Below are 17,581 nucleotides of genomic sequence, written 5' to 3'. Positions count from 1 at the left end.
TCAGCGCTCGGCGAGGGTCGGCTCGCCGCTTGCCTGCCGGATCAGGTTGAAGAAGCGGCGGAACAGGTAATGGCTGTCCTGCGGGCCGGGCGAGGCTTCCGGATGGTGCTGGACGGAAAAGACCGGTTTTCCGACGACTTGCAAGCCGCAGTTCGAGCCGTCGAAGAGCGAGACGTGGGTTTCTTCCACGCCGTCGGGCAGCGATGTCGCATCGACGGCGAAGCCGTGATTCATCGAAACGATCTCGACCTTTCCGGTCGTATGATCCTTCACGGGATGGTTCGCGCCGTGATGGCCCTGATGCATCTTCACCGTGCGCCCGCCGAGCGCCAGCGCGAGAAGCTGGTGGCCGAGGCAGATGCCGAACATCGGAATGCCGCTGTCGACGAGCGTGCGCAGCATCGGACCGGCATATTCCGCGGTCGCGGCCGGATCGCCGGGGCCGTTGGAGAGGAAGATGCCGTCCGGCTCGAGCGCCAGAATGTCCTGCGCGCTGCTCGAAGCCGGGACGACCGTCACCCGGCAGCCGAGGCCGGAAAGAAGGCGAAGGATGTTGCGTTTCACGCCATAGTCGATCGCCACGATGTGCGCGCCGCTGCCGTCCTCGCCGGTGCCGTATCCGGCATCCCACAGCCAGGGCGTCTCGCTCCATGCGGACGAACCCTTCGCCGTGACGGAGCGCGCAAGATCGAGCTTTTCGAGCCCGTGCCATCCTTTCGCCTCGGCTTTCAGCGCTTCGATGTCGAAATTGCCGGACGGCTCGTGCGCGATGACCGCGTTGGGCGAGCCCGTTTCGCGAATGCGCGCGGTCAGCGCACGCGTGTCGATGCCCGAAAGGCCGATGATGCCGCGCGCCTTGAGCCAGGCATCGAGATGCCCGACCGAGCGATAGTTCGACGGTTCGGTGATGTCCGCCTTGAAGACGGCGCCGACTGCGGTGAAGCGGGCGTCCGGAGAAAGATCCTCGATGTCTTCCTCGTTCGTCCCAATATTGCCGATATGCGGAAAGGTGAAGGTGACGATCTGGGCGAAATAGGAAGGGTCGGTCAGGATTTCCTGATAGCCGGTGAGCGCGGTGTTGAAGACGACTTCGGCGGCCACGCTGCCGCTCGCGCCCACTCCCTTGCCTTCGACGACGGTACCGTCCGCAAGCACAAGAAGGGCCGTCGGCTTCTCGATCGACCAACCGGTGTCGTGATTTTCGGGGGACGGGGTATCGGCGTGCGTCATCGTTTCACCCATAATGCGCGTGCGCTTTCCTCTTGAAGCATGGCCGAACGGACGCCATCTTGCTGGCGAAACCGTGCCGCCGCCAAATTGGCCGCCGTACGGATTTCAAGATCGGACAGGAACGGTTCCAGCTATATTGAACGCTCCCGTGCGGGTCAATCGATCGACCGCGTGGCAGGCGTACGAGCGCGGGCGAACCGATCCGGCGCTTGACGGAACCGGCATTACGATTGCAAAGGCAGGCTCGGCCACAGTAGGATCGCGGGGCCCAGCCGGGAGACGATGATGGGATTGCGCGAGAAGTTCGCAGAATCGCTCAAGGAAGCGATGAGGGCCAAGGATGCGCGGCGTCTGACGACGATCCGTCTCATCCAGGCGGCGGTGAAGGACCGCGATCTCGCCAATCGCGCGTCCGGCAAGGAGCCGGTCGGCGACGACGAGATCATGCTGATCCTGGTCAAGATGATCCGCCAGCGCGAGGAATCGGTCGCTGCCTACGAAGAGGCCGCGCGACTGGAACTCGCCGAGCAGGAACGCGAGGAAATCGCGGTCATCCGGCAGTTCATGCCCGAACAGATGCCCGAGGAGGAGGTGCAGGAACTCTGCCGCTCCGTCGTCGAGGAGACGAACGCGCAAGGGCTGCGCGACATGGGCAAGTGCATGAATACGCTGAAGCAGCGCTATCCGGGCCGCATGGATTTCACCAAGGCTTCCGGCGTCGTGAAGGGCCTGCTGCGCTGATCGGCACCCGTCCGGCCGTTGCCCCGGTGCCTTCGGCCTTCACGTCCTAGAAGATGAGCTTGAAGAGGCCGAGGACGACGGCGAGGCCGATGAGGAAGATGACGAGGATGACGATACCGATGAATTTGAGCATGCTGGCTTTCTCCTGAAGCGGCGCGAAGTGCCATGCTCAATTCATCGGCGCGCTTCGGGTTCCCCGAACGCGTGAATACTGCATACGAAAAAGCCGTCGGGCCTTGAAAACCCAACGGCTTCGTCTCGTACGAGATCATGGCCTCGCTTGAGCCGCGCCAGTACATCCGTGGTCGGGCAGAAGCGTCGAAGGCCAAGGGCGCATCGACCTTACGGGATGCGCCGCACAAGCCTTCAAATGGGCATTCCGTTCGTCGTTTCAAGGCCAAGCCGGAAAGTCGCATCGGTCGGACCCCGTCCGGTAGATGCCGCCGACGAACATTTCGCCCGCACCTCGGATTGACCTTGCGTGCGGAAAGGTCTTTGTCTGCACGCATTCCTTCAAGCTGCCGGCGGTCCCTGGCTCATGCGCTTTTCTCCGTCCTTCCTCGACGACATCCGGGAACGCGTGCCGATTTCCGATGTGATCGGCCAGCGCGTCACGTGGGATCGGCGCAAAACGAACGCCGCGCGCGGCGACTATTGGGCGTGCTGTCCCTTCCACGGCGAGAACACGCCGAGCTTTCACTGCGAGGATCGCAAGGGGCGGTACTATTGCTTCGGCTGCGGCGTGTCGGGCGATCATTTCAAGTTCCTGAGCGAACTCGATAGCGTTCCCTTTCCGCAAGCCGTGGAACAGCTCGCCGGGCTCGCTGGCGTGGAAATGCCGGTACAAAGCCGTGAGGAAGCGCGCCGCGAAGCCGAGACCCGCTCGCTCGTCGATGTCATGGAGATGGCCGCGGCCTTCTTCGAGGAAAGGCTGCAGGCGGCCGGCGGCGCCCGGGCACGTGCCTATCTGCGCTCGCGCGGGCTCTCGGGCAGAACGATCGCGACGTTCCGGCTGGGCTTCGCGCCGGAAAGCCGCAATGCACTGAAGGAATATCTCGCGGGCAAGGGTATCCGGCAGGACCAGATCGAAGCCTGCGGGCTGGTCGTCCACGGGCCGGATATCGCCGTTTCCTACGACCGCTTTCGCAACCGCGTGATGTTTCCGATCGAGGATTCGCGCGGTCGCGTGATCGCCTTCGGCGGCCGTGCGCTCGACGACGATGCGCCGGCTAAATACCTGAACTCCAACGAGACCGAGTTATTCCACAAGGGTGCCGTCCTCTACAATCTCGCCCGTGCGCGAAAGTCGATCCAGGGTGCCGGCGGAGCCGAGACGATCGTCGCCGTCGAAGGCTACATGGACGTGATCGCGCTTCATCAGGCCGGTGTCGAGAACGCCGTCGCACCGCTTGGAACGGCGCTGACCGAGCGACAGCTCGAAATGCTCTGGCGCATGGTCGCGCAGCCGACCCTTTGCTTCGACGGCGATACGGCCGGCATGCGCGCGGCGAACCGTGCGGTCGATCTCGCGTTGCCGGCCCTCAAGCCCGGAAGGTCGGTGCGCTTCGCGCTGCTGCCGGAAGGGCGCGATCCGGACGATCTGGTGCGCGAGGGCGGTCGGGAACCCTTCGACAGGGTCCTGGCCTCCGCCCGCCCGCTCGCAGGCATGCTGTGGGCGCGCGAGGCGGGCTCCGGCGTCTTCGACACGCCCGAACGCCGGGCCGCCCTCGAGGCGCGCATGCGCCAGGTCACGGCCACGATCGGCGACGAGAGCGTGCGCCGACACTACGCGCAGGAGATGCGTGAGCGGCTGAACGCCTTCTTCGCGACCTCCGGCGACGGCTCGCGCGGTGAGCGTGGCCGGTCATCCGCGCGCGGCGAACGCGGCGGGTATCGCCGGGGCGGGCGCGACGGTGCGGAGCGCGGCGGACTGGCCGGGCGGCGATGGTCGGTATCGGAACGGCTGACCCGCTCGGGCATCGTGCGTGGACACGTGCATCTGCCGCCGCTTCGAGAAAGCGTGCTGGCGCTTACCGTCGTCAACCATCCGATCCTGCTCGAAGAGGAGTTCGACGAGATCGTCGCGCTCGAATTCGACGATCGGGACCTTTCGCGCATGTGGCCCGGCCTTCTCGGCCTTGCCGGTGGCGAGGCGGCGCTCGAGCGCGCGGTCGTCGTCGAAAGGCTCGCGCTCGAAGGCTTCTCGGAACTGATCGCCACGATCGACCGGCAGGTTCGAAACGCTCGTCTGTGGACGGCGACCGAGACGGCCGCCTTCGAGGACGCGCGCGGCGGCTTCCAGCAGGCCCTTGCCCTTCACAAGCGCACGCGCGCGCTGCGCACCCAGAAGGCGGAACTCGAACGCGACATCGCACAAGCGACGGAGGAGGGCGACGACGGTGGCGTGCCGCGCCTCATGCGCGCCTTGCAGGAAGTGCAGATCGAGGTGCAGCGGCTCGAACACCAGGAAGCGATCATCGACGGTTTCGGCACGCTTTCCGGCCGTTAGCGTTTCGACTTCGGGTCGTCCTCGGACCAGAATGACGGCAACCTTTCGCCGGTTTGGCCGTTATGTCGCGTCGGTAATCTACAGATGGCATCCGCTGGAGGTTGGAAGGGTGGCACAGCGTCAGTTGGACGCCGCTGCAGGGCATGGCGCACCGCAGACGATGGGTCAGGCGATGGATCTCGATCCCGCCTTCGTCTGGACGAAGGTCGAACACTGGATCGTCGGATTCCAGCGCCTCCTGCCCAATATCGTCGTCGCCATCGTGATCTTTGTGCTCTTCATAGCGGCCGGCTGGGCGATCGGCCGGATCTTCGATGCGTGGGCGCGCCGGCGCCAACGGATCAATCTCGGCGAGGTGCTCGGCTCGTTCCTGAAGTGGATCGTCATCCTCTTCGGCCTGCTGGTCGCACTGACGATCGTCATTCCTTCGTTGCGTCCGGGCGACCTTGTCGCAGGGCTCGGCATTGGGTCCGTCGCGTTCGGCTTCGCCTTCAAGGACATATTGCAGAACTGGCTCGCCGGCCTGCTGCTTCTCATCCGCCAGCCGTTCCAGGTCGGCGACCAGATCGTCATCAACGGCTATGAGGGCACGGTCGACTGGATCGAGACCCGCGCGACGATCATCACGACCTACGATCGCAGACGGGTCATCATCCCGAACGCCGACGTCTATTCGAACGCGGTGACGGTCAATACCGCCCATGAAATCCGCCGGTCGCAATACGACATCGGCATCGGCTACGGCGATTCGATCGAGGAGGCACGCGCCGTCATCCTCGCCGCGATCGCAGAAATTGGCGAGGTGGAGAGCGATCCGGCGCCGGAGGTTCTCGTCGTCGACCTGGCGGCGTCGGCGGTCGTGGTGCGGGCACGGTGGTGGACGAATTCCACGCGCACCGACGTCGTGCATGCCCAGGCGCGCGTGCTCGAAAGCGTCAAGAAGGCGCTCGATGCCGCCCGCATCGACATGCCGTTCGACACGCAGGTTCTGCTCTTCCACGACCAGACCGAGGAAGCGGACGGCAAACGTGGCGTGCAGCGCGAAGGTTGGCCGGCTGCCGCGGGTCGCACACCGGCGCGAACGCGCGACGACACGCACCGCGAGCAGCCTCAGGATCGCTTCGCGTGAACCCGGTTGGAGAATCATGGTATGAAATCGACGGAAGTGTCCGCTATCGCTTGCGCTTTCGTGGCGAATGCTTACATCGGAATGGTTTCGTGAAGGCGTCGTGCGGGACGGGCGCCCTTGAAAAGGCTGACGACTGGCGCATTTGCAACGCAGGAACTTCGAACGCGAGCGGGAACGGTTTCGCCGTCCGGCGCTTGACGAGCGAGAGGTTTACGGCAATCACAAAGGTTCTCTGCGCTAGAGCAGCATCGGGCGGCTTGGGCCCGTCGGCATGGACCGATCGACCGTTCGAAGGTCGGATCGGTCGCGGAACGTTTGATCAAACGGGATTCGAACTCGTCCACCGCTCATGACACGCTGTTACGATGAACGCGTGGAGAATGTGCACATTACCGCTCGATGGGCCGTGCATCGAGGCTGCAGACTGGAACGCTTCAAGGATTGAACGGGCTTATGGCTACCAAGGTCAAGGAAAACGACGAGGCGGAAACCGAACGCGAGGGCGCAAGCGACAACGCGCTTCTCGACCTTTCGGATGACGCCGTCAAGAAGATGATCAAGGCGGCCAAGAAGCGTGGCTACGTCACCATGGACGAGCTCAACGCCGTGCTGCCTTCCGAGGAGGTCACCTCCGAACAGATCGAGGATACCATGTCGATGCTTTCCGACATGGGCATCAACGTCGTCGAGGAGGACGAGGCCGAAGAGGCCGCCAATTCCAACAACGAAGGGACAGAGAGCGAGTCGACCGAGGTCGCCGCGACCGGCTCTTCCGCGCTGACGACGACCAAGAAGAAAGAGCCGACGGACCGCACCGACGATCCCGTCCGCATGTATCTGCGCGAGATGGGCTCGGTCGAGCTTTTGTCCCGCGAGGGCGAGATCGCGATCGCCAAGCGCATCGAGGCCGGGCGCGAAACGATGATCGCCGGCCTGTGCGAATCGCCGCTCACCTTCCAGGCGATCATCATCTGGCGCGACGAACTGAACGAAGGCGCGACGCTGCTTCGCGAGATCATCGATCTCGAGACGACCTATTCCGGTCCCGAGGCCAAGGCGGCGCCCCAGTTCCAGAGCCCCGAGAAGATCGAGGCCGACCGCAAGGCTGCCGAGGAAAAGGAGCAGGCTCGCCAGGAGCGAAGGTCCCGCGACGACGTCACCGATGTCGGCGGCGAGGGCGTGTCCGCCGAAGGCGAGGAAGACGACGAGGACGACGACGAATCGAACCTTTCGCTTGCGGCGATGGAGGCCGAGCTCCGCCCGCAGGTGATGGAGACGTTCGATACGATCGCCGAGACCTACCGCAAGCTGAGGAAGCTTCAGGACCAGCAGGTCGAGGCGCGACTGGCGGCGAGCGGCACGCTCTCGCCTGCGCAGGAGCGTCGCTACAAGGAACTGAAGGACCAGCTGATCAAGGCGGTGAAGTCGCTGGCGCTGAACCAGAACCGCATCGATTCGCTCGTCGAGCAGCTCTACGACATCAACAAGCGGCTCGTGCAGAACGAGGGCCGGCTGTTGCGCCTGGCCGAATCGCATGGCGTCAGCCGCGTTGCATTCCTCGAACAGTATCAGGGCAACGAACTCGACCCGAACTGGATGAAGTCGATCGGCAATCTTTCCGGCAAGGGCTGGAAGGAGTTCGCGCGCGAGGAAAACGGCCGCATTCGTGACCTGCGCGGCGAGATCCAGAGCCTCGCGACGGAGACCGGCATCTCGGTCTCGGAGTTCCGCCGCATCGTCCATATGGTTCAAAAGGGCGAGCGTGAGGCGCGTGTCGCGAAGAAGGAGATGGTAGAGGCGAACCTTCGCCTCGTGATCTCTATCGCCAAGAAGTACACGAACCGCGGCCTGCAGTTCCTGGATCTGATTCAGGAAGGCAACATCGGCCTCATGAAGGCGGTCGACAAGTTCGAGTACCGCCGCGGCTACAAATTCTCCACCTACGCGACGTGGTGGATCCGGCAGGCGATCACCCGCTCGATCGCCGACCAGGCACGCACGATCCGTATTCCGGTGCACATGATCGAAACGATCAACAAGATCGTTCGGACCTCGCGCCAGATGCTGCACGAGATCGGCCGCGAGCCGACGCCGGAGGAACTGGCCGAAAAGCTGCAGATGCCGCTCGAAAAGGTGCGCAAGGTCCTCAAGATCGCCAAGGAGCCGGTCTCGCTCGAAACGCCGGTCGGCGACGAAGAGGACTCGCATCTCGGCGACTTCATCGAGGACAAGAACGCGACGCTTCCCATCGACGCGGCGATCCAGGCGAACCTGCGCGAGACGACGACGCGTGTGCTCGCTTCGCTCACGCCGCGTGAAGAGCGCGTGTTGCGCATGCGCTTCGGCATCGGCATGAACACCGACCACACGCTCGAGGAAGTCGGCCAGCAGTTCTCGGTGACCCGCGAGCGCATTCGCCAGATCGAGGCGAAGGCGCTGCGCAAGCTCAAGCATCCGAGCCGCTCGCGCAAGCTGCGCTCCTTCCTCGACGGCTAGTCGCCGTCCTTCTTTCGAAGGAGGGGCATCGCGTATGCTCCTCCTTCGTTGGCCATTCGGAAGCCTGCTACCGACGACGGATGCATCGCCGACGAACGATCGCTGAAGATGGATTGCAGGTCGTGAAGGGCACCGTATTCGGTGCAGTCAGGCCGAACGAGAAGACGATTTCTCCCTATGGCGGTGATTTTCGCCCGGCGGGCTTCGACTGCATCGTGGCCTGCAGGCGTGCGCTAGCGCAACCGCGAAAAGTCATCGATCGAACACGGGCGGCTTGGCGGACGCAATTGGGAGTGCAGGCGACATGGGCCGAACGACGAGCATCACCATCGAGACGCGCGGCCAAGGGCTCTACGAGTTCACCGCCGAGGCGGAACGCTTCGTGCGCGACAGTGGCACGGAGGAGGGACTGCTGACGGTGTTCGTCCGTCATACCTCCGCATCGCTCATTATCCAGGAAAACGCCGATCCCGATGTTCGCACGGATCTGGAAGCGTTCTTCGCCCGGCTCGTTCCGCCTGCCGACGACGCGTCGATGGGCTATCTGGTCCACCGTCTGGAAGGCCCGGACGATATGCCTGCCCATATCAAGTCGGCGCTGACGCAGGTTTCCCTGTCCGTCCCCGTCGCAAACGCACGTCCACTGCTCGGACGATGGCAGGGTATCTATCTCTTCGAGCACCGCACGCGCCCCCATCGGCGCGAAATCGTCCTGCATGTGAGCTGAACGCTTCACGATGGAGCGTTTTCGGAACATCCGGACCGGAAACGCCGACGAGACCTTACTGCTTGATCTCCCACGTCACGTTCACGGTGACCTGGAATTCGTTCTCGCCGGATTGGATCGGCACGGGGCCGGACTGCTTTGCCCGCATCATCGCCATGGGGGCGGGCGGCATGCTGTTCGTCTCCTCGGTGATCAGCTTGATCGGTCCGAGTTCGACGTTGGCGGCCTGCGTCAGCGCCTTGGCCTTGCTGATGGCGTCGTTCATCGCGCTCTTGCGCGCCTCGCTCATCGGCGCGGAGGGATCCTCGTTCGTGAAGCGGATATTGCCGCCCTGGTTGACGCCGAGCGAGACGGACTGATCGAGGATGTCGCCGACCTTGGAGAGATCGTGAATGCGCACGCTCAGCGTATTGGTCACCTGATAGCCGACGATCTGCGTGCTTTCGGAATTGCTGTCCTTGTTCTTGGCGGTCGCGTAGCGCGGCTTGATGGAAAAGCCGGAGGTCTGAAGATCCTTCTCGGCGATGCCGTCCGATTCCATCGCAGAAAGAACGCTGCCCATGGCCGAATTGTTGGCGTCGAGCGCTGCGCGGGCCGTCTCGCCCTGGCGCAGAACGGTCAGGGTGATCACCGCCATGTCCGGCGCCTTCTTCGCGGTGCCTTCGCCGGTCACGGTGATGGTACCCGGCTCGTTGGCGACGCTGCTTTCGCTCTGCGCGCTCGCGGGCAAGGGGGCAAGAGCCGTCAACCCGGCGGCGACGATGAACGCAGCCGAGAGCGTACGCGGCATGAACATGGCTGAAAGTTCTCCTGGTTTCGACATTGCCCGCGCCTCCCATGCGTGGCGAATGTGGGCTCTTTGCGGCAGCTTCTCGCCGCGCCTTGTGAGCTTCGTTCAATTCCGCTAGAGCGGGCGCTGCCGGAGCCGGCATGGTTCCATCGCCCCGCCGGCCCGTCAAGGTGGGCCTGTAGCTCAACTGGTCAGAGCCGGCGGCTCATAACCGCTTGGTTGGGGGTTCGAGTCCCTCCGGGCCCACCAATTCCCGCCGTTTACCTTGAATTGCGATTCACGCCGGCACTTAGGCTTCGGGAGCACCGGAACCCAGATCTCTCTCCGCCTTGGCAAGAAGATCGGTCATCGTCGCGCCGGCGGCGGTCGCGTCGCGCTTTCGCACGTTCTCGACCAGAGCTTCGTGAAGCCACAGGGTTTCCGAATGCGACTGGGCAAGGCGCGTCGTCAGTTCGAAGGTGACGAGCAGGGCCGAGCGGATGGTGTGGGCGAGCTGTTCGAGAAACGCGTTTCCGCTGGCCGCAAGCAGCGCCATATGGAAATCGACGTCCGCCTGGCAGCAACCGTCGATGTCGTCCGGAAGGCTCGCGCGCATGCGATGGAAAGCGTCCTCGATCTCGGCGAGCTGGCGGGCCGAGGCGTTCTGCGCGGCAAGCATCGCCGCCGACGGTTCGATGATGCGGCGAAGGACGAGCAGATCCTCGCTGATGTCGTGGGCGATGTTCTCGTCGAGCAGCCATGCGAGGACGTCGCGATCCAGGAGGTTCCATTGAGAGCGCGGATTGACCCGCGTTCCCGCCCTGCGGCGCGAGTCGACGAAGCCCTTTGCCGAGAGGACACGCACGGCTTCGCGCACCGTCGTCCGGCTCGTGCCGAGCTGTTCGGCAAGATTCTCGAGGCCGGGGATCGTTTCGTTCTCGCGATACTCGCCGGTCAGAACGCGCCTTGCGATGATATCGACGACATCGCGATGCAGGTTCTTCGTATCGGGCCGATCGCCGCCGTGAGCCAAACCATTTTCCAGTTCGTCCGGCATCGCTTCTCCAGCATCGGCCGTAGAGCCGTCTTCGGATGATCGTTACGCGAAACGATCTTCATGAAAGGCATATAACGCATGTATGTGGTGTCGATAAATATCGCGTCCGGCGCTTGCCGCTACGCGCCGATCGGCCGGACGCGAAATGAGAACCCATCGATGCGACGATAGCATAGATCATATCTTATGATTAAAAAGGCCGACTTGTTCGGCGCAAAAATCATGATAATGATTTTCGTCATACGCAGCGAGTAGGGAGGAGTTCTCGATGCCGTCTTACCGGTCCTTTTATCGTTTCGCCTTGGGTGCGGGCGTTTGCCTGACGCTCGCCGTCGGCGGTGCACACGCGGCCGACAAGCCCGTGACGATCGCCTACATCCAGAAGCAGGGCGACCAGCAGTACTTCGTCGACGAGGCCGCGGGCGCCAAGGAAGAGGCGAAGAAGCTTGGCAACGTGAAGGTGAACATCGTCGACGTCGGTACCGATTCGAACGCCGCCATCAGCGCGATGAACGTGATGATCGGCCAGAAGGTCGACGGCATCGCCATGGTTGCGCCGGACCAGCAGATCGGACCGCAGGTCGTCGACATGGCCAAGCAAGCCGGCATTCCGCTGCTCGCCTCCGACGATGCCCTGAAGAGTGGCGACGGCCAGGAGATTCCGTTCGTCGGCTTCGACGGGAACGACATGGGCCACAAGGTCGGGCTCGCCGCCGGGAAGCTTTACGCCAAGGCTGGCTGGAAGGCCGATGAAACGCTGATCGCGGCCGCCTACAAGCCTGGTCTTTCGGCTTGCCAGAACCGTGAGGAAGGTGCGCTGGCCGGTTTCAAGGAAGCGATCTCCGGCGACATGCCGAAGGTCGTCGACATCGGCACGGACAATTCCACCGTCGATGCGCAGAACCGGACTGGCGCGGTCGTGACCGCCCACCCGAACATCAAGCACTGGGTCGTCTGGGGCTGCAACGACGAAAGCGAAACCGGCGCCGTGACGGCGCTCAGCAATGCCGGCATTCCCGCCGACGGGATCATCGGCGTCGGACTCGGCGGCTATCTCGTCTGCAAGGACTGGAACGCCGGACAGAAGACCGGCAACAAGGCTGCGCTCTACATCAGCGGTCGCGATGTCGGCAGCGCCGCCGTGCGCACGCTCGTCAACGCCGTACGTGACGACAAGCCCTTGCCGAAGAAGACGGTTGCCAAAACCACGATCGTCACGCCGGAAAACTGGAAGTCGGTCATGGGCAGCTGCAGCTAGGCGGCGTACCCGGTCTTCTTTCAACAGGGCGAATACGGCGCGATCCCCCGCGATCGCGCCGTCGCAGGGTGGGTTCGTGGCAGCCTCGCAATTGCAAGACACGGACGAAGCGGTCCTCGTTCTCGACAACGTCAGCAAGGGCTTTTCGGGTGTTCAGGCACTCGATGCCGTAACGCTGAGGGCGAGAGCAGGCGAGGTGCTTGCCCTCATGGGCGAAAACGGCGCCGGCAAGTCGACGCTTCTCAAGATCATGAGCGCGGCGCACGCCGCCGATAGCGGCCGGATCGTGCTCGACGGTAACGAAGTGTCTTTCGCTTCGCCGGTGGACGCGCGAAGGAACGGCATCCGCGTCGTCGCGCAGGAGCCCGAGATCATGGGCAATCTGAGCGTAGCGGAGAACGTCTATGTGGGCGCGTTGCCCCGCAACGGTCGCCTCGTCGACCGGGCACGGCTCTTCGAAATGGCTCGCTCGGATATCGAGCGAGCGGGCTTTTCCGGCCTCCTCGATCCGCGCGCCTACGGGCGAGACCTTTCACCCGCCCAGCGCCAAATCGTCGAGATCCTGCGGGCGCTGGTCGGCAAGCCGCGCGTGATCGCCTTCGACGAACCGACATCCTCGCTCTCCGATCACGAGGCGGAGGCGTTGTTCCATCTCATCGGCCGGCTTTGCGAAGACGGCATCGCCGTCATCTACGTTTCGCACCGGATGAAGGAAATCTTCCGCGTTGCGACACGCGTTCTCGTCCTGCGCGATGGGCGCGTCGTCGGTGAGCGTCCGGCGGATGAGACCGACGATAGCGAACTGGTACGCATGATGGTCGGTCGAGATCTCAGTACGCTCTTCCACCATACCTCGCACGAACCCGGCCGCCCGATCCTGAGCCTGCGCAATCTGACGAGCGCCGACGTGCACGACGTCAGCTTCGACGTCCATGCCGGCGAGGTCGTGGTGCTTGCCGGCCTGGTGGGGGCGGGCCGGACCGAACTCGCGCGCGCCATCATCGGCGATCTGCCGGTCACCGGCGGCACCATTCTGGTCGACGGTGAGGAAATGAAGCCGACATCGCCGCGCGATGCGATCCGCGCCGGGCTATGCCTAGCGCCGGAGGAGCGCAAGACGCAGGCGCTTCTCATGAAACGGTCGGTCAAGGACAACATCTCGCTCGCCATCGTCGGCCAGCTCAGCCGATGGCACGTCATTCGAAGGCGCCAGGAACGCGAGGTGGCCGCACGCCATGCCCGCCGATTGAGCGTGCGCACGCCGAACCTCGACAACGAGGTCTCCAAGCTTTCGGGAGGCAACCAGCAGAAGGTCGTGCTCGCCCGTTGGCTCGCGCGCCGGTCGAAGCTGCTCATTCTCGACGAGCCGACGCGCGGCGTCGATGTCGGCGCGAAGGCCGATATCTACGCGATCATCGATCAGCTTGCCGCCGAAGGTGCCGCGGTGCTGGTCATATCGTCGGAACTGCCGGAGGTTCTCGGCCTCGCGGATCGCATCGTCGTCATGCAACGCGGGCGCGTTTCGGGCGAACTCGGCCGCGACGAGGCGAGCGAAGAGAATATCCTCGGCCTGTCGATCCTGGAGGAAGAGGCCGCATGACGACGCAAACGAACGAAAGCGCCGATGCCCGGCCGAAAGAAGGAAGGGCACGGCGCGTTCTGAACGCCATCGGCGTGCAGAACATAAGCCTCGTGATCGCGCTGATCTTGCTGGTTGCCTTCATCGGCAGCCAGAACAGCAACTTCTTCTATACCTCCAACCTCGCCACGATCGGCACGACGGTGGCGATCGTCGGCATCCTCGCCGTGGTGCAGACCGTCGTCATGTTGATCGGCGGCCTCGATATTTCGGTCGGGTCGCAGGCGGGGCTGACCTCGGTCACCTCGGCGATGATCTTCATGGCGACCGGCAGTGCGACGGCCGGCATCGTCGGCGCGCTCGTCGTCGGTGCGGCCGCAGGGCTCTTCAACGGCATCGTCATCATCTACGGCCGGGTCAACGCCGTCATCGCGACGCTTGCGACCTTCGCCGCCTATCGCGGGCTCGCCAACGTCATCTCCAACGGCCGCGCGCAAGGGTACACGGGCACGGATGCCGTGTTCGTCTTTCTCGCAAGGGGCAACGTTTTCGGCATCCCGGTGCTGATCTGGATCCTCATTCTCGTCGCCGTCGCGATCCAGCTCATGCTGCATTACACGGATATCGGGCGAAACATCTATGCCGTCGGCGGCAATGCGGTGGCGGCTCGTCTCGCCGGTATCGCGCTCAATCGCTACGTGCTCGGCGTCTACGTCCTCGTCGGCGTCGTCGCGGCGCTGGCCGGCATTCTGCTGACGGCACGAACGGGCTCCGGCCAGCCGACCTCCGGCAGTCAGGGGCTCGAACTGCAGTCCATCACGGCGGCGGCCCTCGGCGGATGTTCGCTCCAGGGCGGACGCGGCACCATCGTCGGCACCGTTCTCGCCGTCATCCTTCTCGGCGTCCTTCAGAACGGGCTGATCATTCTCAACGTCAATTCGTTCTATCAGGATATCGCGCAGGGTGCCTTGCTGGTGATCGCCGTCGTCATCCAGCAGAAGCGCGCCGGCGGAGGCGGGGTCGGGCTGCCGACATAGATAGTGGCGGACTGGCTTTCCGTTTGCTTCATCCGGCTTTCAGGCCGGATGGTGCAGGATGCTCAAGCCGCCGTCCGCTGTCAGGCAGGTCGCGTTGATGAAGGGGCACTCGTCGGAGACGAGGAAGAGCGCGGCGAGCGCGATCTCTTCGGGCGTTGCGATCCGGCCACCGGGGTGCAGGGCGAGCGTGCGTGCCTTGGCTGCCTCCGGATCGGGAAATGAATTCCAGTAGGCGATCACCTTTTCGGTGGCGACGTAGCCGGGCGCGAGTGCGTTCACGCGTATGTCGCGCGGCGCGTATTCGATGCCGAGCGCTTTCGTCAGGCCGATGAGACCGTGCTTGGCGACGGGGTAGGGGAAACTTCCCGGAATGATGGTGAAGGCGTGGGTCGATGCGATGTTGAGCACGACGCCGCCACCACGTTCGATCAGCCGCGGCAGGATCGCGCGGATCCCGTTCCACGCGCCCTTCAGATCGACGTCGAGGCAGAGTTGCCAGTCGTCGTCGGTCGTCTCCAGCGGGTCGCGGAAGACGTTGATACCGGCATTGTTCACGAGCGCGTTGAGCGGCGGGATCGTCTCTTCCGCCTCGGCGATCGCATCCGTGAAATCGGTCGGTCGCGTGATGTCCGCAACCTTCGCGAAGATGCGCCCGGAAGGGCCGCCGAGCGAGGAAAGCGCGTGCTGCAGTTCTTCCGCGTCGGAATCGAGGAGGGCGACGGCTGCATCCTCGGCGAGGAAGGCGCGGGCCATCGCCAGGCCGATCCCCTGCGCCGCGCCTGTGATCAGGATCGATTTTCCGCTCAGTCGTCCGGTCATGTCGAATCCCTACCAGTCGACGATCGTCCCGTCCTCCATCGCGGCTTCCGTCGTGATGAAGGGTTCGGGCTTGTAGGGGTGCCGGGCGGCGACCGTCTCGTCGACCTCGACGCCGAGGCCCGGCGCATCCGGGACCTGCCAGAAGCCGGCGTCGAAGCAGACCGGGCCGTCGACGACTTCGCCGAACCACGCAACCGCGCCGACCATTTCCTCCTGCGTAAGAAAGTTCGGTGTCGAGACGGCAAAGTGCAGCGCGGCGGCGCCGGCGATCGGCCCGAGGGGATTATGCGGCGCCATGGCGATGCCCGCATTGGCGGCCATGGCGGCGATGGCCTTCGTTTCGAGTAGACCGCCCGTATGGCAGATGTCAGGCTGGGCGACGGCAATGGCCCGGCTCGCGAAGATGCGGTCGAACTGGCTCTTGCCGATCAGCCGTTCGCCGGTGGCGAGCGGGACGGAGGATTGCCTGGAAAGCGCGATCAACCCTTCCTCGTCGTCGGGCTGAAGCGGCTCCTCGATGAAGAGCGGACGGAAGGGACGAAGGACGTCGATATAGGCAAGGGCCGCGGCGATCGAGCCGCATCGTCCGTGGAAATCCACCATGATCTCGACGTCGTTGCCGACCCGTTCGCGGATCGCCCCCATTGCCTGCTCGGCCTGGTCCAGCCCTCGGCCGGTCACGCTCATGTGGGTATAGGGTACGGCCAGCACCTTCAGCGCCTTGTAACCCTTCTCGACGATTTCGCTCGCCATGTCGGCGACGCTCTCGGGGTCCATGCTGCCGTAGACGCTGTCCGAATGACCGAGGCCGAGGTGCGTATAGATGCCGACCCGGTCGCGGACCCGCCCGCCGAGCAGGCGCCACACGGGCAGGCCGACCGACTTGCCGAAAATGTCCCACAGAGCCAGTTCGATGCCGCTGATCGCGCTTTCCCCGATCGCGCCGAGACGCCAGAAACCGTGCTTGCGCAGGGCACGGAGCGTGCCCTCGATGTCGCGCGGATCGCGCCCGATCAGGATCGGCTCCAGATCCTCGATCGTGCCGACCACGCCGCGCGTCTTCCATTCGAGCGTCGCCTCGCCCCAGCCGTAGAGGCCGGGCTGGTCTGTCTCCACGCGCACGAAGACCCAGTTGCGCAGATCCGCGTTGATGACGACCGTGCGCAGACCGGTGATCCGGAATGTTTCCGGTCGGGCTGGAAGCGGGAAGGCGGGTTCGCTCATCGAAGCACCGTTGGCGTTATGGTGAGGGATGCACGCTGCGTTTCGCCCGGCTTCAGTGGGCGAAGCCCGCCGAGATCCGCCAGGTTGTGGCCGTTCGCACTGTGGGTCATGGGTTCGAAACAGAAATAGTCGTCGGCAAAGCCGGGCTCGAAGGCCGGGTCCGAATGAAACAGGAAGTAGCGACTGAATACCGGCTGCGCTTCGATGCTGACGGTGAGACCGCGCTCCGGCCAGGCGATGTCCGCCGTGCCTTCCCAACCCTCGAAGCCGTTGTTGAGCCAGCGACGCGGTATCCGGCGAGCTGCGCTGAAGTCGAGCTCTATCGGTAGCGGCTCACGTGCGGCCGGCAGGAAACCCGCCTTTTCCGTCCAGTAGTCGGTGGCGTTGGCTTTCAGCGTCGTCATCCGGGTCAGCGGAAAGAAGCAGTGGTGCCCAAGGCCAAAGGGAAGGGTAGTATCGCCCGCGTTCGTGACCTCGAGTGCGAGAACCAGACTTCCGTTTTCGACCGAGATTTCCTGTCGTCCGTAAAATCGGTAGGGGCTGTGCGCGCTATCGCCAAGGTCGAAAGAGCGATCGATGGCGAGCACGATGCGCTCGTCTTCCGCCTCTACCAGCCGCCATTCCGCAAGCCACGCGTCGCCGTGCAGATAGAGCGGGTCCCATTCGGTATTGGCTCGAAGGATGTGATCCTCCGCCTCGAAGGAAAACCGGTTGCCCTCCACCCGATTACCGAACGGGAGGAACGGAAAGCTCGCCGCCTTCAAAGGATCCGCAGCCGCCTTCTCGTCACCCTGGTAGGGCCGCAGGATCGGCACGCCGTCGAAATACGCGTCGACCAGACACCCCCCACGAGCGCTCGCGCGTGCCTCCAGATGGCCGTTGCCGATCGACCACGTTTCCATCATGCGTCCAGTTCGGGCTCGATGACGATCCTGCCATTCGGCGCATCACCGACAGCGGATGCGATGGTCCCCGGCGCCGGGTCCGAGAAGACGTTCATGGGATA

Annotated in this window: 15 protein-coding genes and 1 tRNA gene; 9 read left to right on the top strand and 7 right to left on the bottom strand. The window is 64.0% G+C overall.

Annotated elements, in window-relative coordinates; translation table 11 throughout:
* A complete protein-coding gene (gene carA, locus FJU11_RS04925; protein WP_235890821.1) occupies nt 1-1,242 on the bottom strand; it encodes a glutamine-hydrolyzing carbamoyl-phosphate synthase small subunit in 1,242 nt (413 codons plus the stop codon).
* Between the two features lie 279 nt (nt 1,243-1,521).
* On the opposite strand from carA, the gene FJU11_RS04920 reads away from it, so the two are divergent.
* On the top strand, nt 1,522-1,971 hold the full coding sequence (locus FJU11_RS04920; protein WP_141166028.1) for a GatB/YqeY domain-containing protein: 450 nt from the start codon (nt 1,522-1,524) through the stop codon (nt 1,969-1,971).
* 46 nt (nt 1,972-2,017) lie between these two features.
* On the opposite strand, the gene FJU11_RS18890 is transcribed toward FJU11_RS04920, so the two are convergent.
* Nucleotides 2,018-2,104, bottom strand: coding sequence for a small membrane protein YohP (locus FJU11_RS18890; protein ID WP_456320049.1), 87 nt, complete (start codon nt 2,102-2,104; stop codon nt 2,018-2,020).
* Between the two features lie 405 nt (nt 2,105-2,509).
* On the opposite strand from FJU11_RS18890, the gene dnaG reads away from it, so the two are divergent.
* The 4 genes from dnaG (at nt 2,510) to FJU11_RS04900 (ending at nt 8,832) form a co-directional block, all read left to right on the top strand.
* On the top strand, nt 2,510-4,480 hold the full coding sequence (gene dnaG, locus FJU11_RS04915) for a DNA primase (RefSeq protein ID WP_141165916.1): 1,971 nt from the start codon (nt 2,510-2,512) through the stop codon (nt 4,478-4,480).
* A gap of 109 nt (nt 4,481-4,589) precedes the next feature.
* Nucleotides 4,590-5,609, top strand: coding sequence for a mechanosensitive ion channel family protein (locus tag FJU11_RS04910; RefSeq protein ID WP_235890820.1), 1,020 nt, complete (start codon nt 4,590-4,592; stop codon nt 5,607-5,609).
* Between the two features lie 453 nt (nt 5,610-6,062).
* The gene (rpoD, locus tag FJU11_RS04905; protein ID WP_141165914.1) at nt 6,063-8,105 is read left to right on the top strand and encodes an RNA polymerase sigma factor RpoD; all 2,043 of its coding nucleotides are present in this window, start codon (nt 6,063-6,065) and stop codon (nt 8,103-8,105) included.
* Between the two features lie 304 nt (nt 8,106-8,409).
* Nucleotides 8,410-8,832: a secondary thiamine-phosphate synthase enzyme YjbQ gene (locus tag FJU11_RS04900; protein ID WP_141165913.1), complete on the top strand. Its 423-nt coding sequence runs from the start codon at nt 8,410-8,412 to the stop codon at nt 8,830-8,832.
* Between the two features lie 55 nt (nt 8,833-8,887).
* Here FJU11_RS04900 and FJU11_RS04895 read toward each other — a convergent pair whose 3' ends face one another.
* A complete protein-coding gene (locus tag FJU11_RS04895) occupies nt 8,888-9,628 on the bottom strand; it encodes an SIMPL domain-containing protein (RefSeq protein WP_141165912.1) in 741 nt (246 codons plus the stop codon).
* 166 nt (nt 9,629-9,794) lie between these two features.
* Here FJU11_RS04895 and FJU11_RS04890 point away from each other — a divergent pair.
* Nucleotides 9,795-9,871, top strand: a tRNA-Ile gene (locus tag FJU11_RS04890).
* A 40-nt stretch (nt 9,872-9,911) separates the two neighbouring features.
* On the opposite strand, the gene FJU11_RS04885 is transcribed toward FJU11_RS04890, so the two are convergent.
* Nucleotides 9,912-10,658 (bottom strand): FadR/GntR family transcriptional regulator, encoded by a 747-nt coding sequence (locus FJU11_RS04885; RefSeq protein WP_141165911.1) that lies wholly within the window; start codon nt 10,656-10,658, stop codon nt 9,912-9,914.
* 268 nt (nt 10,659-10,926) lie between these two features.
* Here FJU11_RS04885 and FJU11_RS18440 point away from each other — a divergent pair, with 268 nt between their 5' ends.
* The 3 genes from FJU11_RS18440 to FJU11_RS04870 all read left to right on the top strand — a co-directional run bounded on the left by FJU11_RS18440 (nt 10,927) and on the right by FJU11_RS04870 (nt 14,532).
* Nucleotides 10,927-11,916: a substrate-binding domain-containing protein gene (locus FJU11_RS18440; RefSeq protein ID WP_141165910.1), complete on the top strand. Its 990-nt coding sequence runs from the start codon at nt 10,927-10,929 to the stop codon at nt 11,914-11,916.
* Between the two features lie 76 nt (nt 11,917-11,992).
* On the top strand, nt 11,993-13,516 hold the full coding sequence (locus FJU11_RS04875; RefSeq protein ID WP_210242841.1) for a sugar ABC transporter ATP-binding protein: 1,524 nt from the start codon (nt 11,993-11,995) through the stop codon (nt 13,514-13,516).
* Nucleotides 13,513-14,532, top strand: coding sequence for an ABC transporter permease (locus FJU11_RS04870; RefSeq protein ID WP_141165908.1), 1,020 nt, complete (start codon nt 13,513-13,515; stop codon nt 14,530-14,532). The genes FJU11_RS04875 and FJU11_RS04870 overlap by 4 nt, the downstream gene beginning before the upstream one ends.
* A gap of 39 nt (nt 14,533-14,571) precedes the next feature.
* Here the strand turns inward: FJU11_RS04870 and FJU11_RS04865 are convergent, their stop codons facing one another.
* Genes FJU11_RS04865 through FJU11_RS04855 form a run of 3 tightly spaced genes read right to left on the bottom strand, consistent with a single transcriptional unit; the run spans nt 14,572 to nt 17,477 of the window.
* A complete protein-coding gene (locus FJU11_RS04865; RefSeq protein WP_141165907.1) occupies nt 14,572-15,351 on the bottom strand; it encodes an SDR family oxidoreductase in 780 nt (259 codons plus the stop codon).
* Nucleotides 15,352-15,360: 9 nt separating this feature from the next.
* Nucleotides 15,361-16,575 (bottom strand): galactonate dehydratase, encoded by a 1,215-nt coding sequence (gene dgoD, locus FJU11_RS04860; protein WP_141165906.1) that lies wholly within the window; start codon nt 16,573-16,575, stop codon nt 15,361-15,363.
* Nucleotides 16,572-17,477: an aldose 1-epimerase gene (locus FJU11_RS04855; protein ID WP_141166027.1), complete on the bottom strand. Its 906-nt coding sequence runs from the start codon at nt 17,475-17,477 to the stop codon at nt 16,572-16,574. The genes dgoD and FJU11_RS04855 overlap by 4 nt, the downstream gene beginning before the upstream one ends.
* Nucleotides 17,478-17,581 lie beyond the last annotated feature (104 nt).

The organism is Pararhizobium mangrovi (genome assembly GCF_006516965.1).
Lineage (GTDB): Bacteria > Pseudomonadota > Alphaproteobacteria > Rhizobiales > Rhizobiaceae > Pararhizobium_B > Pararhizobium_B mangrovi.
This window is presented reverse-complemented; position numbering and strand designations above follow the sequence as displayed.